At 69.6% G+C, this 21,084-nt stretch carries 10 protein-coding genes; 9 read left to right on the top strand and 1 reads right to left on the bottom strand.

Annotated features, from left to right (window positions below; translation table 11 throughout):
* Positions 1-263: 263 nt before the first annotated feature.
* From glgA to WKR98_RS25430, 9 genes are all read left to right on the top strand, one after another.
* Entirely contained in the window at positions 264-1,790 is a 1,527-nt protein-coding gene (gene glgA / locus WKR98_RS25470) for a glycogen synthase GlgA (protein ID WP_124688816.1), read from the top strand.
* Positions 1,790-4,837 carry an alpha-1,4-glucan--maltose-1-phosphate maltosyltransferase gene (locus WKR98_RS25465; protein WP_341435012.1) on the top strand — a complete coding sequence of 1,016 codons (3,048 nt, stop codon included), beginning with the start codon at positions 1,790-1,792 and terminating at the stop codon, positions 4,835-4,837. Before glgA ends, WKR98_RS25465 begins: the two co-directional genes overlap by 1 nt.
* 40 nt (positions 4,838-4,877) lie before the next feature.
* The gene (gene treS / locus WKR98_RS25460) at positions 4,878-8,252 is read left to right on the top strand and encodes a maltose alpha-D-glucosyltransferase (protein WP_341435011.1); all 3,375 of its coding nucleotides are present in this window, start codon (positions 4,878-4,880) and stop codon (positions 8,250-8,252) included.
* Positions 8,233-10,428: a 1,4-alpha-glucan branching protein GlgB gene (gene glgB, locus WKR98_RS25455; RefSeq protein ID WP_341435010.1), complete on the top strand. Its 2,196-nt coding sequence runs from the start codon at positions 8,233-8,235 to the stop codon at positions 10,426-10,428. Before treS ends, glgB begins: the two co-directional genes overlap by 20 nt.
* A 2-nt stretch (positions 10,429-10,430) precedes the next feature.
* Entirely contained in the window at positions 10,431-12,518 is a 2,088-nt protein-coding gene (glgX, locus tag WKR98_RS25450) for a glycogen debranching protein GlgX (RefSeq protein WP_341435009.1), read from the top strand.
* On the top strand, positions 12,515-14,305 hold the full coding sequence (treZ, locus tag WKR98_RS25445; protein ID WP_341435008.1) for a malto-oligosyltrehalose trehalohydrolase: 1,791 nt from the start codon (positions 12,515-12,517) through the stop codon (positions 14,303-14,305). The genes glgX and treZ overlap by 4 nt, the downstream gene beginning before the upstream one ends.
* The gene (gene malQ, locus WKR98_RS25440; RefSeq protein WP_341435007.1) at positions 14,302-16,422 is read left to right on the top strand and encodes a 4-alpha-glucanotransferase; all 2,121 of its coding nucleotides are present in this window, start codon (positions 14,302-14,304) and stop codon (positions 16,420-16,422) included. Before treZ ends, malQ begins: the two co-directional genes overlap by 4 nt.
* Positions 16,419-19,097: a malto-oligosyltrehalose synthase gene (gene treY / locus WKR98_RS25435; RefSeq protein WP_341435006.1), complete on the top strand. Its 2,679-nt coding sequence runs from the start codon at positions 16,419-16,421 to the stop codon at positions 19,095-19,097. The genes malQ and treY overlap by 4 nt, the downstream gene beginning before the upstream one ends.
* Positions 19,098-19,196: 99 nt before the next feature.
* A complete protein-coding gene (locus tag WKR98_RS25430; protein WP_341435005.1) occupies positions 19,197-20,495 on the top strand; it encodes a solute carrier family 23 protein in 1,299 nt (432 codons plus the stop codon).
* 70 nt (positions 20,496-20,565) lie between these two features.
* On the opposite strand, the gene WKR98_RS25425 is transcribed toward WKR98_RS25430, so the two are convergent.
* Positions 20,566-20,979 carry a hypothetical protein gene (locus WKR98_RS25425; RefSeq protein ID WP_124688824.1) on the bottom strand — a complete coding sequence of 138 codons (414 nt, stop codon included), beginning with the start codon at positions 20,977-20,979 and terminating at the stop codon, positions 20,566-20,568.
* Positions 20,980-21,084: the final 105 nt, after the last annotated feature.

The raw sequence follows: 21,084 nt of genomic DNA, 5'->3' as shown, positions 1-21,084 counted from the left end.
GCAACGCCGGACATACGCGGCGCACCATGGCATGCATATTGCCCTTGTCTCCGGCAAGGGGTGCCCATCCCGGGAGGGACGCCGCATCGGACGTGTACATCTTACTCACAGCGGTAATTTTTATCGGCGAGGATGGACATTATCCGGCGCGGCACCCGCCCGCCGCACGAGGAAGATCCCTGCGCATGTGAAGTCCCGACCCAATCATCAGCTGCCCCTGGGGAAGCGTCTTTTGCCGGAGAAACATCTTGCTGCCGAGAGTCATGCTAGTAACGTCGGAGGCCCTGCCGCTCGCCAAGACCGGAGGCCTGGGCGATGCGGTGAGCGGCCTGGCGCGGGCCCTGCGCGACGCGCACGTCGACGCGACCATCTTCATGCCCGCCTATGAAAGCGCGCTGCATGCCGCCATCGACCTGGAGAAAGTGGCCGATCTGCCCGGGCTGATCGGCGGCGATGCCGAGGTCTGGGCGGGGTGGGTGGCCGATACCGAGATACCGGTGCTGCTGCTGCGCAACGACGCCCTGTACGTGCGTGCCGGCAATCCCTACCTGGATGCGGACGGAAAGGAATATCCCGACAATGGAATCCGCTTTGCCGCGCTGGCCCAGGCGGCACAGAAGATTTCGGTGGGTGAGACGCCGATCCGGGTGCCGCACGTGGTGCATGCCCACGACTGGCACGCGGCGCTTACGCCGCTGTATCTGCACGCCGCCGGCATCAAGCGGCCGAAGACGGTGCTGACCATCCACAACCTCGCGTTCCAGGGCAACTTCCCGCTGCACCTGGCCGAGCAACTCGGTATTCCGCCCGCTTATCGCGGCAGCGACGGCGTGGAATTCTGGGGCAACCTGAACTTCATGAAGGCGGGGCTGCGCTACGCCGACAAGATCACGACGGTCAGCGCCACCTACGCGCGGGAGATCCTGACGCCGGCGTTCGGCCACGGACTGGAGGGCGTGCTGGGTTTGCGCGCCCATGAACTGCATGCCATTCCCAACGGCATCGACACCGAGGTCTGGGACCCGGGTTGCGATCCCTACCTGCCCGAGCATTTCTCCGCCCTGGACATGCGCGGCAAGATCCGCAACAAGCTGGAAATGCAGCGCGCGTTCGGCCTGCCCACCGATCCGGAGGCGCCGCTGCTCGCCATGGGCAGCCGCCTGACCTCGCAGAAAATGGCGGATCTGGCGATCAAGGTGTTCCCCCTGCTGCTGGCGGCGCATCCACGCCTGCAGATTGCCGTGCTCGGCTGCGGCGAACGCGCGCTGGAAGCGGCATTGCAAGACCTGGCCTCGCACCATCCCCGCAACCTGGGCGTGCACATCGGCTACGACGAACGGCGCGGCCACCTGCTGCATGCCGGCGCGGACATGCTGCTGCACGGCAGCCGCTTCGAGCCTTTCGGCCTGACCCCGCTTTATTCCATGCTGTACGGAACCGTGCCCATCGCGTCCCGCGTCGGCGGACTGGCCGACAGCATTACCGGCCTGTCGCCGGAGCCGGATGCCGAGGTCGGTTCGGCCACCGGCATCCTGTTCGACGGCGACAGGCCCGCCGACATGCTGGCGGCCGTCGAACGCGCGCTGGAGACGTTCGCCCAGCCCCAGCGGTGGTCGGCCCTGCAGAAGAACGGGATGACCCGTCATTTCGGCTGGGAAGCCTCCGCCGCCCAATATGTGGAGCTGTACCGCATGCTCGCGCCGGTTGCTCCCGTGGGCGCGCCCATGGTTGCCCGCCGTCCGGCAGCGGCCGGCGTTCCGGTCGAGGCCAGCATACGGAAACGGGCCTGATGGCGGAGCGACGTCGACCACCGCTGCGTATCTGCCACGCCAGGGCCTCGGCCCTGGGGCCGGTGCTGGATGGCGCGGGCGCCCTGGCCGTACCCTGGCGCGGATGGCTGGAGAAGGCCGCCGGGCTGGGATTCGGACAGGTGCTGGCCGACGCGCGCGACGCCGGCGAGGAGGCCGCGTGCGGGGCGCTGGCGCGCGCCGCGTCCCGGCGTCGATTGGAGTTTTATCTGGATTGCCCGCCAGCCGGCGACGAGGCCGCAGGCGCGGTCGACTGGACGGCGCGCGGCCCGGTGTGGCGCGACCTGGGCGCCAGGGGGCTGCTGATCAGGGACTTGGCGCCATCCGCTTCGTTGTCGAAGCGGATGGCGCCGCTGCGCCAGCGCGAGGATGGCCTGGACCTGCTGGCGTGGACCCCCGGCCTGTCTCGGGAGGCGGTGCGGGGCCTGCGCGGCCTGGGTTTTTCACACGTGTTTTCGTCGCTGGCCTGGTGGGACTTCCGCAGCGCCTGGTTCATGGACGAATGGCATGCGCTGGCGGATACCGGTTGCGCCGTGCTGGCCTTCCCGGCGGACCCGTATGGGGCCGGCGCGGCGGGCGTCGGCGTGCCGGACGCCGAGGTGCGGCGGCGCGCCTCGCTCCGCGCGCTGTGGGCGGCCGCCACTTGCGGTGCCGGCTGGCTGGTGCCCATGGGGTATGAACGGCACGGCCTGGACGGTGCGCCGCACGATCAACTGGATCTGAGCGCGGACCTCCAGGCGGCGAACCGCTGGCTGGCGCGGGCGCCGGCCGATGACGTGGCGCTGTTGCCGCTGGGCGGCGCGGACGCGCCCATCGCCATGATGCTGCGGCGCGCCGCCGGGCAGCGAGGCCGGCTCAGCCATCTGCTGCTGTTCAATCCCGACCTGCTGGCCGCCTCGGCGGTGGACTGGCCCATGATCCAGTCCCGGCTGCCGGATCGCACGCAGCGGCCGGCCGAGGGCGGCGTGCCCGCCACGCTGGAGCCCGGCGGCGCGCACGTCGTGGAGCTGGGGCCCGCGCCGCCCGTGGTGGCCGGGCTGCCGCGCCGCCGGTCGTTGACTGCGGCCATGGGCGCGGCCCGCGTGGCCATCGAGGCGGTCGAGCCCGCCATCGAGCAGGGCCGCTTCGCGGTCAAGCGTACGCCGGGCGAAGCGTTGGCGGTGCGCGCCGACATCTTCATGGATGGCCACGACAAGCTGGCCGCGGACCTGCTCTGGCGCGCCGCCGACGACGAGGCCTGGACCCGGGTGCCCATGGTCCATCTGGGCAATGATCGCTGGGAGGCCGTCTGCCGCTTCGAACGCGTGGGCATGGGGTGCTATGCGATCGAGGCCTGGCGCGATACCTACGCCACCTTCCTGGATGAACTGCGCAAGAAGACGGATGCGGGCGTGGACGTGGCGGTGGAAGTCGACGAGGTTCGCGGCTGGATATCGAAGGTGCTGGGCCGTGCGGCCCAGGCCGGGCACGAGATGCGGGCACGGGCCGGGGAAGCCGCTCGGGGCCTGGCGGACCTGTCCGGCGACGCCTGCCTGGCCTGGATACGTTCGCCCGAGGCCGCCGCCTTGGTCCAGGCGCTGGAGCCCCGCGAGTTCGCATCGCGCTCGGCGGAGTTCCCGGTCCGGGTGGAACGCCGGACCGCCCGGTTCGGCAGTTGGTACGAATGCTTTCCGCGTTCGCAAAGCGGAGACGTGAACCGGCACGGCACCTTCGCCGACGTCGTGGCACGCTTGCCCGCGATACGGGACATGGGCTTCGACGTGCTGTACTTCCCGCCCATCCATCCCATCGGCCGCCGGAACCGCAAGGGCCGCAACAACAGCCTCGAGGCCGCGCCCGGCGATCCGGGCAGCCCTTACGCCATCGGTTCGGAAGAGGGCGGACACGACGCGATACATCCCGAACTGGGGACGCTGGACGACTTTCGCGCGCTGGTGGGCGAGGCGGCCCGGCACGGGCTGGAGATCGCCCTGGATTTCGCCATCCAGTGCTCGCCCGACCATCCGTGGCTGGCCCGGCATCCCGACTGGTTCGCGTGGCGTGCCGACGGTTCGCTGCGCTATGCCGAGAACCCGCCCAAGAAATACGAGGACATCGTCAACGTCGACTTCTACGCGCGTGCCGCGAACGGGCGCGACACCGCCTCGGGCCTGTGGCTGGCGCTGCTGGACGTGGTGCTGTTCTGGGCGGGGGAAGGTGTGCGGATCTTCCGCGTGGACAATCCGCACACCAAGCCCCTGCCGTTCTGGGAATGGCTGATCGCCCAGGTGCATGCGCGCCATCCCGACGTGGTGTTCCTGTCGGAGGCCTTCACCCGGCCCAAGATGATGTACCGGCTGGCCAAGCTGGGCTTCTCGCAGTCCTATACCTATTTCACGTGGCGCGAGACGCGGCGGGAACTGACCGATTACCTGGAGGAAATTTCGCGGCCGCCTGTATCCGATTTTTTCCGGCCCAATTTCTTCGTCAATACGCCCGACATCAATCCGCGCCACCTGCAGGACTCGGGCCGTCCGGGTTTCCTGATCCGCGCCGCGCTGGCGACCACGCTGTCGGGATCGTGGGGCATGTACAGCGGCTTCGAGCTGTGCGAGGGGACGCCGGTGCCCGGCAAGGAGGAATACCTCGATTCCGAGAAGTACGAGATCCGGGCCTGGGACTGGAGCCGGCCGGGCAATATCGTGGCCGAGATCGGCGTCCTGAACCGGATACGGCGCGACAACCCCGCGTTGCATCTCCATACAGGCACCGGTTTCCTCAACACCGATAATGACCAGGTGCTGGCCTATACCAGGACGACGCCGGAGCGCGACAACGTGGTGCTGGTGGTGGTGAACCTCGACCCGCACGGCGCGCAAGGCGCCAACGTCGAACTTCCGCTGTGGGAGTTCGGGCTGCCGGACGATGGCACGCTGCATGCCGAAGACCTGCTGCGCGGGTATCGCTTCGACTGGCGTGGAAAGATGCAGCACGTGTGGCTCGAACCTGGCGGCCCCTACGCGATATGGCGTATATCCCGACGATCCTAGGATCCCTGCTTCCCGGGGATCCATCGGCAGGCGAGGACGCATGAACAACAAGCGCGAGACATCCGTGAATGCCGTCAACCGGGGCGATCCGCTCTGGTACAAGGACGCGGTCATCTACCAGTTGCACATCAAGTCCTTCTTCGATGCCAATAACGACGGCATCGGAGATTTCTCCGGACTGCTGTCCAAGCTCGACTACATCGCGCAGCTGGGCGTGGATACGATCTGGCTGCTGCCGTTCTACCCCTCGCCGCGGCGCGACGACGGGTACGACATCGCCGAGTACCGGGGCGTGCATCCTGACTACGGAGAACTGGCCGACGTGCGGCGCTTCATCGCGGCGGCCCACGAGCGCGGCATGCGCGTGATTACCGAACTGGTGGTCAACCACACGTCGGACCAGCATCCATGGTTCCAGCGCGCGCGCCACGCCAAGCCGGGATCGGCCGCGCGCAATTTCTACGTGTGGTCCGACAACGACCAGGCCTACGCCGGCACGCGCATCATCTTCATCGACACCGAGAAATCGAACTGGACCTGGGATCCGGTGGCGGGCGCCTATTTCTGGCACCGTTTCTATTCCCATCAGCCCGACCTGAACTACGACAATCCGCGCGTGCTCAAGGCCATCCTGAGCGTGATGCATTTCTGGCTGGACCTGGGGGTGGACGGGTTGAGGCTGGACGCCGTGCCCTACCTGGTCGAGCGCGAGGGCACCAACAACGAGAACCTGCCCGAGACCCATGCGATCCTGAAGCGCATCCGGCAGGACCTGGAGGCTTCCTACGACGACCGCATGCTGCTGGCCGAGGCCAACCAATGGCCCGAGGACGCGCAGGAATACTTCGGACAGGGCGACGAATGCCACATGTCCTTCCACTTTCCGCTGATGCCGCGCATGTACATGGCCATCGCCAGGGAAGACCGCTTTCCCATCACCGACATCATGCAGCAGACGCCGGACATACCCGGCAATTGCCAGTGGGCGATCTTCCTGCGCAACCACGATGAACTGACGCTGGAGATGGTGACCAGCAGCGAGCGCGACTATCTGTGGGAGGTGTATGCCGCCGACCGGCGGGCGCGGCTCAACCTGGGGATACGCCGCCGGCTGGCGCCGCTGATGGAGCGCGACCGGCGCCGCATCGAGCTGATGCACAGTCTGCTGCTGACCATGCCGGGCACGCCCGTCATCTACTACGGCGACGAGATCGGCATGGGCGACAACATCCATCTGGGCGACCGCGACGGCGTGCGCACGCCCATGCAATGGTCGCCCGACCGCAACGGCGGTTTCTCGCGCGCCGATCCCGAGCACCTGGTGCTGCCGCCGCTGATGGGCAACCTGTACGGCTACGAGGCGGTCAACGTCGAGGCCCAGTCCGGCGATGCCCATTCGCTGCTGAACTGGATGCGCCGCATGCTGGGCAAGCGGCGCCAATACCGCGTATTCGGGCGCGGCGGTCTGCGTTTCCTCTATCCGGGCAACCGCAAGATCCTGGCGTACCTGCGCGAGCACGAGGAAACCACCATCCTGTGCGTGGCCAACCTGTCGCACACGCCCCAGGCAGTGGAACTGGACCTGGCGGAGTTCGACGGCCGGGTGCCGGTCGAGCTGACGGGGGGCACGGCGTTCCCCGCCGTCGGCCGCCTGACCTACCTGCTGACCTTGCCGCCCTATGGCTTCTACTGGTTCGAACTGAGCGCCTCGGCGACGCCGCCGAACTGGCACCTGGCCACCGCCGACCAGTTGCGCGAGTTCCGGACCCTGGTGCTGCGCGGCAAGACGGGCTATGACCTGACGGCCGAATCGCGCCGCACGCTGGAACACGACGTGCTGCCGGAATACCTGGCGCTGCGGCGCTGGTTCGCCTCGAAGCACGAGCGCATCGTCTCGGGCCGCGTGGTCTACGGCGTGCGCCTGCCGGCCGGCGACGAACTGTATCTGACGGAGATCGAGGCCGACCTAGGCGAGCGGCGCGAACGCTACGTGGTGCCGCTGGGACTGATCTGGGAAGAAACCCTGCCGCAGTTGCAGCAGCAACTGGCCCTGGCGCGCGTGCGGCGCGGCCCCATGGTGGGCATGGTGACCGATGCCTTCAGCCTGCAGAGCTTCGCCGTGGCGGTGTTCGACAGCCTGAGGAACGGCGTCGAGCTGGAGTCGCGCATCGCCGCCTCCGACGGCGGGAGCGCCCGCATACGGTTCCTGCCCGAACCTGGCCTGGAAGCGGTGGCGGTCGATGCCGACACGCCCATCCGGTGGCTGTCGGCCGAACAGTCCAACAGTTCGCTGGTGGCCGGGACCGCGGCCGTGCTGAAGATCGTGCGCCGGGTCACGGCGGGCACCCATCCGGAAAGCGAGATGACGCGCCACCTGACGAAGCTGGGTTTTCGCAACACGGCGGCGCTGCTGGGAGAAGTGGTGCGGGTGGACGAGGACGGCACGCCGCACACGCTGATGCTGGCCCAGCAGTACGTGGACAACCAGGGCGATGCCTGGAACTGGACGCTGGAGTACCTGCACCGGACGCTGGACGATGCCGCGCTGACCGCCGAGAGCGCCGAGGACTACGGCCAGGAGTTGCGCGGCTACGCCACGCTGGCCGCGGCCGTGGGCCGGCGGCTGGGCGAACTGCACGCCGCGCTGGCGCTGCCTTCCGAGGATCCGGCCTTCGCGCCGGTCGAGGCCTCGCGCGAGGACGTCGCACGCTGGGTGGACGATACGCGGCAAAGCCTGGATCAGGCGCTGGCCATTCTCGCCGCGCGCAGGGACTGGGGCGACCTGGCGGCCGACACCGCGCTGCTGCTGGACAACCGCGGCCTGCTCGAGGCCGCCATCGACCGGCTCGGCCAGGCCGTCGGCAATGCCTGGCTGACCCGGGTGCACGGGGATTTCCACCTGGGACAGGTGCTGGTGGCGCAGAACGATGCCTACATCATCGACTTCGAGGGCGAACCGGCGCGCACCATGGACGAGCGGCGGCGCAAGCGCAATCCGCTGCGCGACGTGGCGGGCCTGTTGCGCTCGTTCGACTACGCGTCGGCGGTGGTCGCGCGGGCGCCGGATGCCACGGTCCCGGCCGCCGGTGCCAACCCCATCGCCGGTCCGTCCGTCGACACCGTGGCGCAGCGCCGCGATGTCCTGCTCGAACGGTTCCGCGTCGAAGCCTCGGGCGCGTTCCTGGATGCCTACCGCGAGGCCGCGGCCGCGGCGCCCCGGCCCTGGGTGGACAGCAAGGACGAGGAAGCGCTGCTGGCGCTGTTCCTGATCGAGAAGGCGGCCTACGAGGTGTGCTACGAAGCCGCCAACCGGCCGGCGTGGATAGGGGTGCCGTTGCGTGGCCTGGTGACGCTGGCGGGCCGGATCGAACCGGCCATACGGAGGGAAGAGGATCTTGACGGACAACAGCCGTGACGGCGGGATCGCACCCGCGGATATCGACGCACTGGTAGCCGGCAGGCACGCCGACCCTTTTTCCGTGCTGGGGCCGCAACTGCGCGATGGCCGGCTGTGGCTGCGCGCCTTCCTGCCCGGCGCCGTGACCGTGCAGGCCGTGTCGGACACAGGGGGCGTCGTGGACCTGAGGCCGCTGCGCGCCGGCGTGTTCGAGGCCCGGGCCGATCCCGGCTTCCTGTCCGCCCGCGCGGGCTACCGGTTGCGCATCCAGTGGCCCGACGCGTTCCAGGAGGTCGAGGACCCGTATGCCTTCGGCCTCGTCCTGGGCGACGAGGATCTCGCGCTGCTGGCGCGCGGCGACCACGACGGCCTGGCGGCCTGCCTGGGGGCGCATTGCACCACGATGGACGGAATCCCGGGCGTGCGCTTCGCGGTGTGGGCGCCCAATGCCCAACGCGTATCGGTGGTGGGCGGTTTCAACGCCTGGGACGGCCGCCGCCATCCCATGCGGCTGCGGCATTCCGCGGGCGTATGGGAATTGTTCGTGCCCCGACTGTCGCACGGCGAACCCTACAAGTACGAATTGCTGGGCCCCGATGGCGGCCTGCTGCCGCAGAAAGCCGATCCCTGCGCCTTCCAGGCCGAGCCGGCGCCGGGCACGGCATCGGTGGTCGCCGATCCCGAGCCTTACGCGTGGACGGACGGGGCCTGGATGGCGGGCCGCGCGGCGCGCCATGCGACCGACGCGCCCATTTCGATCTACGAGGTGCACGCCGGCTCCTGGCTCGGGAAAGAAGACGGCGGGACATGGACCTGGCACGAACTGGCCGATCGCCTGATCCCCTACGTGGCCGGGATGGGATTCACGCATCTCGAGCTGCTGCCCATCATGGAGTATCCCTTCGGCGGTTCGTGGGGCTACCAGCCGCTGGGCATGTTCGCGCCCACGGCGCGCCATGGCTCGCCACGCGACTTCGCGGCGTTCGTCGACCGCTGCCACGCGGCGGGCCTGGGCGTGATCCTGGACTGGGTGCCCGCGCATTTTCCGACCGACCCCCACGGGCTGGCGCGCTTCGACGGTACGGCGCTGTACGAATACCAGGATCCGCGCGAAGGCTTCCACCAGGACTGGAACACCTACATCTACAACCTGGGCCGCAACGAGGTCTGCAACTTCATGCGGGCCAGCGCGCTGCACTGGCTGGGCCGCTATCACGTGGACGGACTGCGGGTGGATGCGGTGGCCTCCATGCTGTATCGGGACTACAGCCGCCGCGCCGGAGAGTGGGTGCCGAACAGCCACGGCGGAAGGGAGAACCTGGAAGCCATCGCCTTCCTGCGCGACCTGAACGGCAGGGTGCGGCGCCTTTTTCCCGACGCCATGATGATCGCCGAGGAATCCACCGCCTGGCCGGGCGTGACCGCGCCGCCGGAAGCGGGCGGGCTGGGGTTCCACTACAAGTGGAACATGGGCTGGATGCACGACACGCTGCGCTACATGCAGCGGGATCCCGTGCACCGGCACTACCATCACCACGACCTGACTTTCGGCATGGTGTATGCCTATTCCGAGCAGTTCGTGCTGCCGCTCTCGCACGACGAGGTGGTCCATGGCAAGGGTTCGCTGATCGGCAAGATGCCCGGCGACCGCTGGCAGCGCTTCGCCAACCTGCGCGCCTATTTCGGCTTCATGTGGAGCCACCCCGGCAGGAAGCTGTTGTTCATGGGCGGAGAGCTGGCCCAGGAACGCGAGTGGAACCACGACGCGCAACTGGCCTGGGACGCCCTGGCCGATCCGCTGCATGCCGGCGTGCAGCGGCTGGTGGCCGACCTGAACCGGACCTATGCCGGCACGCCCGCGCTGCATCGGCGGGATGGCGAGCCGGCGGGATTCCGCTGGGTGATCGGCGACGACGACCGCAACAGCGTGTTCGCCTACCTGCGCCTGGACGGCGACCGCTGCGTGCTGGCGGTGTGCAACATGACGCCGGTCCCGCGCGGCGACTACCGGCTGGGCGTGCCGCGGGGAGGGCGCTGGCGCGAGATCGTCAATACCGACGCGGCCGACTATGGCGGCTCGGGCGTGGGCAACGCCGGCGCGGTCGAGGCGCGGCCACAGGCCGCGCATGGCCTGGCCCATTCGCTGGTGCTGACGCTGCCGCCCCTGGCCACCTTGCTGCTCGAAGCCGAATGACCATGGGCGCCATCGCCGACCGGCTGCTGCCCGGCCGCCCGTACCCCCTGGGTGCGCACTGCGACGGGATGGGCGTGAACTTCGCCGTGTTCTCGGCGCACGCGCACCGGATCGATCTGTGCCTGTTCGACGAGTCGGGACGCAAGGAAGTCGCGCGCATGGCCCTGCCCGAATGCACCGACGAAGTCTGGCACGGCTACCTGCCGCGCGCCGGTCCCGGACTGGTGTATGGCTATCGGGCCTTCGGTCCCTACGAGCCGCAGGACGGCCACCGCTTCAATCCCCACAAGCTGTTGATCGATCCCTATGCGCGCAAGCTGGCCGGTTCGCTGCGCTGGACCGACGCGCTGCACGGCTTCAGGCGCGAAGAGCGCGGCATGGACCGCCGCGACAGCGCCGCCGCGGTTCCCAAGTGCGTGGTGGTGGACGATGCCTTCGACTGGCATGGGGACCAGCGGCCGGAATGGCCGTGGGGCCAGACCGTGATCTACGAGGCCCACGTGCGCGGAATGTCGATCTCGCGCGAGGACATGAGGCCCATCGAACGGGGCACCTTTCGCGCGCTGACCGATCCCGCGCTGATCGACCACCTGCTGTCGCTGGGCGTGACCTCGCTCGAACTGCTGCCCATTCATGCCCACGTCAACGACCGTTTCCTGGTCGAGCGCGGCCTGCGCAACTACTGGGGCTACAGCAGCCTGTCCTTCTTCGCGCCCGAACCCTGCTATCAGTCGCGCGACGAGCTGCACGAAATCCGGACCGCCGTGCGCAACCTGCATGCGGCCGGCATCGAGGTGATCCTGGACGTCGTCTACAACCACACCTGCGAGGGCAGCGAGACCGGGCCGACGCTGTCATGGCGCGGGCTGGACAACGCCAGCTACTACCGGCTGGTGCCGGGCGACGAGCGCCACTACGTCAACGACACGGGCTGCGGCAACACGCTGAACCTGTCGCATCCCCGGGTGGTGCAGATGGTGATGGACTCGCTGCGCTACTGGGCCGAGGCTTTCCGCGTGGACGGCTTTCGCTTCGACCTCGGCGTGACGCTGGGCCGCGAGGCCGGCGGCTTCGATCCGGGAGCGGGCTTCTTCGACGCGCTGCTGCAGGATCCGCTGCTCTCGAGGCTCAAGCTGATTTCCGAGCCCTGGGACATCGGTCCCGACGGCTATCACGTCGGCCACCATCCGCCGGGATTCGCCGAATGGAACGACCGCTTCCGCGATACCGTACGCCGTTTCTGGCGCGGCGACGAGGGCGTGCGGCCGGAGCTGGCCACGCGGCTGGCGGGTTCGGGCGACCTGTTCAACCGCCGCCATCGCCGCACCTGGGCTTCGGTCAATTTCGTTACCGCGCACGACGGCTTCACGCTGGCGGACCTGGTCAGCTATGCCCACAAGCACAACGAGGCCAACGGCGAAGAAGGGCGCGACGGCAGCAACGAGAACCTGAGCAGCAACTGGGGCGTGGAGGGGCCGACCCTGGATCCGGCCGTGCTCGGGACACGCGCCACGGTGGCCCGTGCCATGCTGGCAACGCTGTTCTGTTCGCACGGCACGCCCATGCTGCTGGGCGGCGACGAGTTCGGCCGCACCCAGTTCGGCAACAACAATGCCTATTGCCAGGACAACGAGATATCGTGGTTCGACTGGCGCCTGGCCGCCTCGGACGAGGGCCGGGCGATGACGGCTTTCGTCGCGCGGCTGGCCGCGCTGCGGCACGAATATCCGTCGCTGCGCAGCGAGCGCTATATGGCGGACTACCACTTCGTCGAGGAAGGCCTGGCCGAGATCGGCTGGTTCGACGAGCGGGGGGAGCGGGTCGACAGTCACGGATGGAACGATCCGCACCGGCGCGCGCTGGCGCTGCGCCGGGCCGCCCGCCACGACGGCCGCGTCGAGGTCACGCTGCTGCTGGTCAACGGCCATGATCATCCCGTTCCCTTCTCCTTGCCGGCGCCCGTCGGGCGCTGGCGCATGCTGGTCGACAGCAGCCGGCCGGAGGCGCCCGAGGCCGAGATGGTGGAGATGTCGCTGGAACTGGCGCCGCGCAGCGTGGTGTTGCTGGGTTGCCGGATGAACATGCCATGAAGAAGGCCCCGCTTGCAGAGAAATTCGGCGCACGCCTGCTGGGACCGGACCGCACGCGCTTTCGCCTGTGGGCGCCGGGCCAGCAGGCCGTGTCGGTGGAACTGGATCCCGGCACGGCGCACGCGTCCATCGTTCCCATGCCGGCCCGGCGGGAAGGCTGGTTCGAGGTCGAGGTGGCGCGCGGCGCCGGCACGCGCTACCGGTATCGGCTGGCCGACGGAACCGCCGTCCCGGATCCGGCCTCGCGCATGCAGGACGGCGACGTGCACGATGCCAGCGTGGTCGTCGATCCAGCCGCCTACCCGTGGCGCAACACGCGCTGGCGCGGCCGGCCCTGGAGCGAGGCGGTCATCTACGAACTGCACGTGGGCGCCATGGGCGGCTTCGACGGCGTGCGCGGCCACCTGCCGCGCCTGGCCGAGCTGGGCGTGACCGTCATCGAGCTGATGCCCATCGCTGATTTTCCCGGCGCCCGGAACTGGGGCTACGACGGGGTGCTGCCCTATGCGCCCGACCGCGCCTATGGCACGCCCGAATCGCTCAAGGCCCTGATCGACGAGGCCCATGGCCTGGGGCTGATGGTGTTCCTGGACGTGGTCTACAACCACTTCGGACCCGACGGCAATTACCTGCATGCCTACGCGCCGTCCTTTTTCCGCGACGACGTGCATACGCCGTGGGGGCCGGCCATCGACTTTCGCCGCAAGCCCGTGCGGGAGTTCTTCACCGGCAACGCGGCGTACTGGCTGCATGAATACCGCTTCGACGGCCTGCGGCTGGATGCGGTGCATGCGATCGCCGAGCAGGACTGGCTGGAGGAGATGGCCCATGCCATCCGGCAGGCGACCGACCGCCAGCGCCACGTGCACCTGGTCATCGAACACGATGGCAATGCGGTGCCGCTGCTGGAGCACGAGTTCGACGCGCAGTGGAACGACGACGGCCACCACGTCCTGCACCGGCTGCTCACGGGCGAGACGCAGGGCTACTACCGCGACTACGACGACCGGCCGGCGGCGCGGCTGGCGCGCTGCCTGGCCGAGGGCTTCGTCTACCAGGGCGAGGCATCGGCCCATCGCGGCGGCCAGCATCGGGGCCGGCCGTCGGCCCACCTGCCGCCCACCAGCTTCGTGCTGTTCCTCCAGAACCACGACCAGATCGGCAACCGCGCGCTGGGCGAGCGCCTGCGGACCCTGGTGGGCGCGCGCGTGCAGGCCCTGCGCGCGGCGGTGGCGCTGGTGCTGCTGGCGCCCCAGATCCCGTTGATCTTCATGGGCGAGGAATACGGCGTGGAGACGCCGTTCCTGTACTTCACCTGCCACGGTCCGGACCTGGCCGCGGCGGTACGGGAAGGGCGGCGCAAGGAGTTCGAGAGCTTTCCCGCCTTCGCCGACGAGGCCGCGCGGGCCGCCATCCCGGATCCCAACGAGCCATCGACCTTCGAGGCATCCCGGCACGGCCTGTTCCAGGACACGGCGGACTGGTATGCGTACTACCAGGCGCTGCTGCGCTGCCGGCGCGACGCGCTGATGCCCAGCCTGGACGCGACACGGGCCCTGTGGGCGCGGGCGCTGGGCGAACGTGGCGTGGAGGCGCGCTGGAGCCTGGGCGACGGCCGCGTGCTGGCGATCGCCGCCAACTTCGGCGACGACGCGGTGGCGGCGACGGTACCGGGATCAGCCTTCGACCTGCTGTTCGAGAGCCGCCAGGGGCTGGCACGCGGCTTGCGGCACGGCGAACTGGAACCCACGTGTACTCTTGCCTGGACGGAGGCGCAGACGCCATGAGCGGACCGGATGACGACCTCGAACGCCTGGCCGGCGCGGCCGGCGTGGCCGTGCACTGGCGGGACGCCATGGGCCGGGAACAGGCCGTGGCGCCGGAAGTGCTGCGTACGCTGCTGGCCGAACTCGGTTTCGAGGTGGACACGCCGGCGTGTGTCGCCGATTGCCTGGCGCGGCTCGCGCGCGAAGGATCGCAAGGATTGCCCGCGTTGAAGACCGCCTCGCCGGGCGAGCCCATCGAATTGCCATGGACCGGCGACATGGACGAACTGCCGTTCCAGCTGCTGTTCGAGGAGGGCGGAAAGATGAGCGGCATCGCCCGGCGCGGCGCGAGCGGCGCGCTGGTCCTGCCGGGCGTGGATCGGCCCGGCTATCACACCCTGCAGTTGGGTGCGGCGTCCTGCACGCTGGCCGTCGCGCCGGACCGCTGCTTCGCCATCGAGGACGCCCTGCATGGCGCGCCGGCCCGCCTCTGGTCGCTGGGGGTCCAGCTCTATGGCCTGCGCCGCGATGCCGAGGCATCGGTCGCCGTGGGCAGCGCGGGGTTCGGCGATTTCACCGCCTTGCGCCTGCTGGCCGAACAGGCGGCCGCGCGGGGCGCGGCCGCCTTGGCCGTGAGCCCGGTGCATGCGATGTTCAGCGCCGATCCGGGACGCTACAGCCCCTATGCCCCCTCCAGCAGGCTGTTCCTGAACGTCCTGTATGCGGATCCGGCCGCCTTGTTCGGACCGCAGGCGCTGGCCGCCGTCTCGGCGCGAGGGCTGGGAGACGAACTGTCGCGGCTGGCGGGCTTGACCCTGATCGACTGGCCGGCCGCCGGGCAGGCGAAGCTGGCCGTGCTGCGGACCTTGTTCGATGACTTCCCGCGCAATGCGCCGCCGCCTCTTCACGAGGATTTCCAGGCCTTCGAGCGGGAGGGCGGCGAGCCGCTGCGCTCGCACGCGCGCTTCGAGGCCATCCACGCCTGGCGTGTGGCGCAGACGCAGGACCGGTCGGGCTGGCGGCACTGGCCCGCGGCCTTTCGCTCGCCCGCCAGCCCGGAGGTCGCGCGTTTTGCCGCGCAGCACGAGCGCGAGGTGAGCTTCCATGTCTTTCTGCAATGGCTGGCCGCGCGCGGGCTGGGGGACGTCCAGGCCGCCGCCCGCCGAGCCGGCATGCCCGTCGGCCTGATCTCGGACCTGGCGGTCGGCACGGACCCCTCGGGCAGCCATGCCTGGGCACGGCAGGAAGAAGTGCTGGCCCGGCTCTCGCCCGGCGCGCCGCCGGACATCTTCAATCCCCGCGGCCAGGCGTGGGGGCTGACGGCATTCTCGCCGCGCGCCCTGGCCGCGAACGGCTACCGCGCCTTCATCGAACTCCTGCGGGCCAGCCTGGCGCACGCGGGAGGCGTGCGCATCGACCATGCCCTGGGCCTGTCGCGCATGTGGCTCGTGCCCGAGGGCGCTTCGCCGGACGAAGGCGCCTATGTGCGCTATCCCTTCCAGGACATGATGCGTCTGGTCGCCCTGGAGTCGTGGCGCCATCGCGCCATCGTGATCGGCGAGAACCTCGGCACCGTGCCCGAGGGTTTCAACGAGCAGATCGCGCGCGCGGGCATGCTGGGCATGGACGTGCTGTGGTTCACCCGCGAAGGGAGCTGGCCGGGCGCGCCGTTCAAGGCGCCCGGCGACTGGTCGCGGCAGGCGCTCGCTACCACCACCACGCACGACCTGCCGACGGTGACGGGATGGTGGCGCGGCACCGACATTCATTGGCGGGCGGAACTGGGCCTGCTGGCCGAGGGGCGCGACGCCGGAACCGAAGAAGCGGAGCGCGGACAGGACCGTACCCGGTTGTGGGAGGACCTGGGCCGTGCCGGCCTGGTGGACGCCGGCGGGCCGGTTCCGCCGGAGGCGCCGGTGACCCAGGTGCTCGATTTCGTGGCGCGGACGCCGGCGCCGCTGGTGGTGGTGCCGCTGGAGGACATGCTGGGCGTTGCGGAACAGCCCAATCTGCCGGGCACCATCGATACCCATCCCAACTGGCGCCGCCGCATGCCGCTGCCCGTGGAGTCGCTGTTCGACGAACCCGGCGCGGCCGGCCGCGCTGCCTTGCTGGCCAGGACGAGGGGACGGCCATGAGCGCAGCCACTTCTGCCAGGCGGGCGGGCACCGTCGCCTGCGGCGTGCCGCGCGCCACGGCGCGCCTGCAGTTCCATGCAGGCTTCCCTTTCGAGGCCGCGGCCGCGCAGGTCGGCTATTTCCACGCGCTCGGCATCAGCCACCTGTACGCCTCGCCCATCACGCGCGCGCGGCCCGGGTCCATGCACGGCTACGACACCGTGGACTATGGCTGCGTGAGTCCGGAGCTGGGCGGCGAGGATGGCCTGCGCGAGCTGGTGGCGCGGCTGCGCGAGCACGGCATGGGGCTGATCGTGGACATCGTGCCCAATCACATGGGCGTGGGGCGGGACAACGCCTGGTGGTGGAGCGTGCTCAAGCTCGGGCGCGCCAGCCCCTATGCGGAATTCTTCGATATCGACTGGGAGCCGGCCGACCCGGCGCTATGCGGCAAGGTGCTGGCTCCCTTCCTGGGAGACCAGTATGGCCGGGTCCTGGCTTCCGGCGACCTGTCGGTACGGCCAGACGAGGAGACGGGCGAATCCGTCATCGCCTATTTCGATGCGCGCTTTCCGATCACTCCCGACTGCGCGGCCGAGGTCGCGGCCCAGCCGCCCGGGGCCTACGATGCCGCGCGGCCCGAGGGCAGGGCGCGTCTGCACGCGCTGCTCGAGCGCCAGCACTATCGGCTGGCGTGGTGGCGCACGGCGGCCGAGGAAATCAACTGGCGGCGCTTCTTCGAGGTCAGCGACCTGATCGGCGTGCGCGCGGAAAGGGAAGACACGCGCGAGGCCATCCATGCGCTGCCGTTTCGCCTGTACGCCGAAGGCCTCATCGATGGCGTGCGCGTCGATCACATCGATGGCCTGGCCGATCCCGAGGCCTATTGCCGCTACCTGCGCGAAAACCTGGCCGCGCTCGACGCCGACCGGCCGCCGGGCTGCCCACGCGACGTACCCTACATCGTGGTCGAGAAGATCCTGGCATCCGACGAACCGCTGCCCGCGAGCTGGCGCGTGCACGGAACCACCGGCTACGACTTCATGAACGACGTCGGCGCGCTGCTGCACCATCCCGAAGGCGAAGCCCGGCTGACCGCCCAATGGGAGGCCGTCTCGGGCGAGGCGCGCGGCTTTCGCGCCCTGGTGCTGGACGTGCGGCGCCGGCTGGTCGCCCAAAGCTTCGCGGGCGAGTGCGACGCGCTGGTGCGTGTGCTGCACGGCATTGCGCGCGCCGATCTTTCCACCCGCGATTGGGGGGCGCCGGCCATCCGCCGGGTGCTGACCGAACTGCTGGTGCATTTTCCCGTCTACCGGACCTACGTGGGAGGCGAGACACCCCTGGCGGCCGACGAAGTGGCCATGGGCATCGCCTGCAAGGGGGCGCGGCAAGCCCTGCGGCGCGCCGACCATGGGCTGCTGGATCTGCTGGCGCAATGGCTGGGGCAGGTTCCGGACGCGCCGGCCACGCCGGCGCTGCGGGCCTGGCGCAGGGAGGCCCTGCGCCGGTTCCAGCAACTGACGGCGCCGCTGGCGGCCAAGTCCGTGGAGGACACCGGCTTCTACCGCTATGGGCGGCTGCTGTCGCGCAACGAGGTCGGTTCCGACCCCGGCGTGTTCGCGCTGGATGCCGAAGGCTTCCACCGCAAGGTGTTGGCGCGGGCCGCGCGTTTCCCCGACGCGATGCTGGCCACCGCCACCCATGACCACAAGCGTGGCGAGGATGCCCGGGCGCGCCTGGCGGTACTGAGCGAACTCGCCGACGAATGGCTGCGGTTGGTGCAGTCATGGATGCGCCGCCACGAGGCCTTCATGGCACGCGAAGGGCCGCGTCCGGCGCGGGCGGACGAATACATGCTGTATCAGACGCTGTTCGGCGCCTGGCCCCTGGATCTGGCCATCGTCGACGAGGCCGGCATCGCGGCGCTGGCGGACCGGGTGGGCGAGTGGCAGACCAAGTCCCTGCGCGAGGCCAAGCTGCGTTCGAGCTGGGTGGCGCCCGCCGATGCCTACGAACAGGCCTGCGACGCCTTTCTGCGTGCCGTGCTCGATCCCCGCCGCAACGGCCGCAGCCTGCTGGAGCTGTCGGCCTTCGTGGCGCGCGCCGGCGCGGCGGGTGCCCTGAACGGCCTGGCCCAGACCCTGTTGCGGCTGGCCACGCCGGGCGTGCCGGATCTCTACCAGGGCACGGAGTTCTGGGATTTCAGCCTGGTCGATCCGGACAACCGCCGGCCGGTGGACGATGGCCGCCGCCGCGCCGCGCTGGAGGCCGATGCCGACGCCGCCGCGCTGGTGGCGGGCTGGCGCGACGGCCACGTCAAGTTCCAGCTGATCCGGCGCGCCCTGGCGCTGCGCCAGCGGGATCCCGAGCTGTTCCGGCGCGGCGACTACCTGCCGCTGGCGGCGCACGGCGACGCCCAGGATGCCGTGCTGGCCTTCGCGCGCCGCCACGACGACCGCTACGCCGTGGTCGTCGTGCCGCTGCACGCCTCGGCGCTGGTGCTGGCCTCGGGCGCTTCGCCGGTCCCCCACGTCCCGCCCCGGGCCTGGGGCGACACGTTCATCGACCTGTCCGGCCTTGCCCGCGACGGCACCCTGCACAACGTCCTGGACGGCCGCTCCTGCGCCGTGGCCGACGGGGCGGTGCGGGTGGCAGACGTGCTGGCCGCCTTCCCGGTCGCCCTGATGCACGCCTGATCCCGCGTTGGCCGCCGACCACCCGCCGGGCCGGGGGAACCTCTACACTTGCGCTGCCCCCTGTGGGCAAAAACCAAAATAAAGAGAGGGAGTGTATCTATGGCGGGTTCTTACTTTCCGGCCTGGCGCGAACAGCCAGGCAGCCTGGAGGCGGGGCGCGTCATCGCGCCCGACGAGCGTCTGCCGTGGCCGCAGATGCTCGCCATGGGCGTGCAGCACGTGGTCGCGATGTTCGGCTCCACCGTGCTCGCGCCGCTCTTGATGGGTTTCGATCCCAATCTGGCGATCTTCATGTCGGGCATCGGCACGCTGCTGTTCTTCCTGGTGGTCGGGGGCCGGGTGCCCAGCTACCTGGGGTCCAGCTTCGCCTTCATCGGGCTGGTGATCGCGGTGACCGGATACGGGGGGGCCGGGCTGAACGGCAACATCGCCGTGGCGCTGGGCGGCATCATCGCCTGCGGCGTCGTGTACGCGCTGATCGGGCTGGTGGTGATGGCCTCCGGCTCGGGCTGGATCGAGCGTTTCATGCCGCCCGTGGTCACGGGCGCGGTGGTGGCCGTCATCGGCCTGAACCTGGCGCCGATCGCGGTCAAGGGCGTCACCGCCAACACTTTCGACGCCTGGATGGCGCTGGCCACGGTACTGTGCGTGGGGATCGTCGCGGTCTTCACGCGCGGCATGCTGCAACGCCTGCTGATCCTGGCCGGCCTGCTGCTCGCCTACGTGCTCTACGCGCTGCTGACCAACGGCATGGGACTGGGCAAGCCCATCGATTTCACGCCGGTCGCGCAGGCCGCGTGGTTCGGGCTGCCCAACTTCACGGCGCCGGTGTTCAAGCTGGACGCCATGATCCTGATCGCGCCGGTGGCGGTGATCCTGGTGGCCGAGAACCTGGGACACCTGAAGGCGGTCAGCGCCATGACGGGCTACAACATGGACCGCTACGTGGGCCGCGCCTTCGTCGGCGACGGCGTCGCGACCATGTTGTCGGGCAGCGTGGGAGGCACCGGCCTGACCACCTACGCCGAGAACATCGGCGTCATGGCCGTCACCCGCATCTACTCGACGCTGGTGTTCGTCATTGCCGCGCTGATCGCCGTCCTGCTGGGATTCTCGCCCAAGTTCGGCGCGGTCATCCAGACCATTCCCGGGCCGGTGCTGGGCGGCGTGTCCATCGTGGTGTTCGGCCTGATCGCCGTCGCCGGCGCGCGGATCTGGGTCGAGAACCGGGTCGACTTCTCCGACAACCGCAACCTTATCGTGGCCGCGGTTACGCTGGTGCTGGGCACGGGCGATTTCACCCTGCATTTCGGCGGCTTCGCGCTGGGTGGCATCGGCACCGCCACCTTCGGCGCCATCCTGCTCAACGCCTTGCTGGCGGGGACGCGCAAGCGCTGAACGCCAACGCGGCCGACACGCGCAAGGCGTGCCGGCCGCGCCGGTTTCCATCGGGCAACGGCAGGCGCCGTCACGAGGCCGGAAGCCGTGCCTCCCAGCGGCCACCCTGCTGGTAGAACTCGTAGCGGTGGGTGCCCTCGCGGCGATTGCCCTTGACGTCGGCGCTGGTCGTGACGTCGCAGGTCACGCTCTGGGCGCTCGAGGCGCTGCAATTGTCCAGGGCCTTGACCTCCAGCGAGCGCGTCATGCTGGTCGCCGAGGGGCTGTCGAAGCCCTGCTGGTTGTTCATGGACTGGATTTCCCTTTGCATGGCGTTCTGCAGGGCCTGGGTGGCCTGGTCCCGCGTCGGGGCCTGCTGGGCGTATGCCGCGGCGCAGCAGCCGGCCAGCCCGATGGCCAGGACGAAGTGTTTCACCCCGGGGCCGCCCCGGGAAGAAATGCGGCCCCCATGGGGGGGCTGCACCGCGTAATCGGTATGCTTCATCGCGTGCTCCTCGTAGATCGAAAACACCACGCCTTTCAATCTAGTCGGCTTCGCGGCCGCGCTGTGTAAGGTTTTACGTGGAATCTTGTCCGTTGGTAATCGGCT

Origin of the sequence: Pigmentiphaga sp. YJ18 (genome assembly GCF_038066655.1) — a bacterium.
GTDB lineage: Bacteria > Pseudomonadota > Gammaproteobacteria > Burkholderiales > Burkholderiaceae_B > Pigmentiphaga.
The sequence above is the reverse complement of the archived record's forward strand: the minus strand, read 5'-3'. Positions and strand labels throughout refer to the sequence as shown.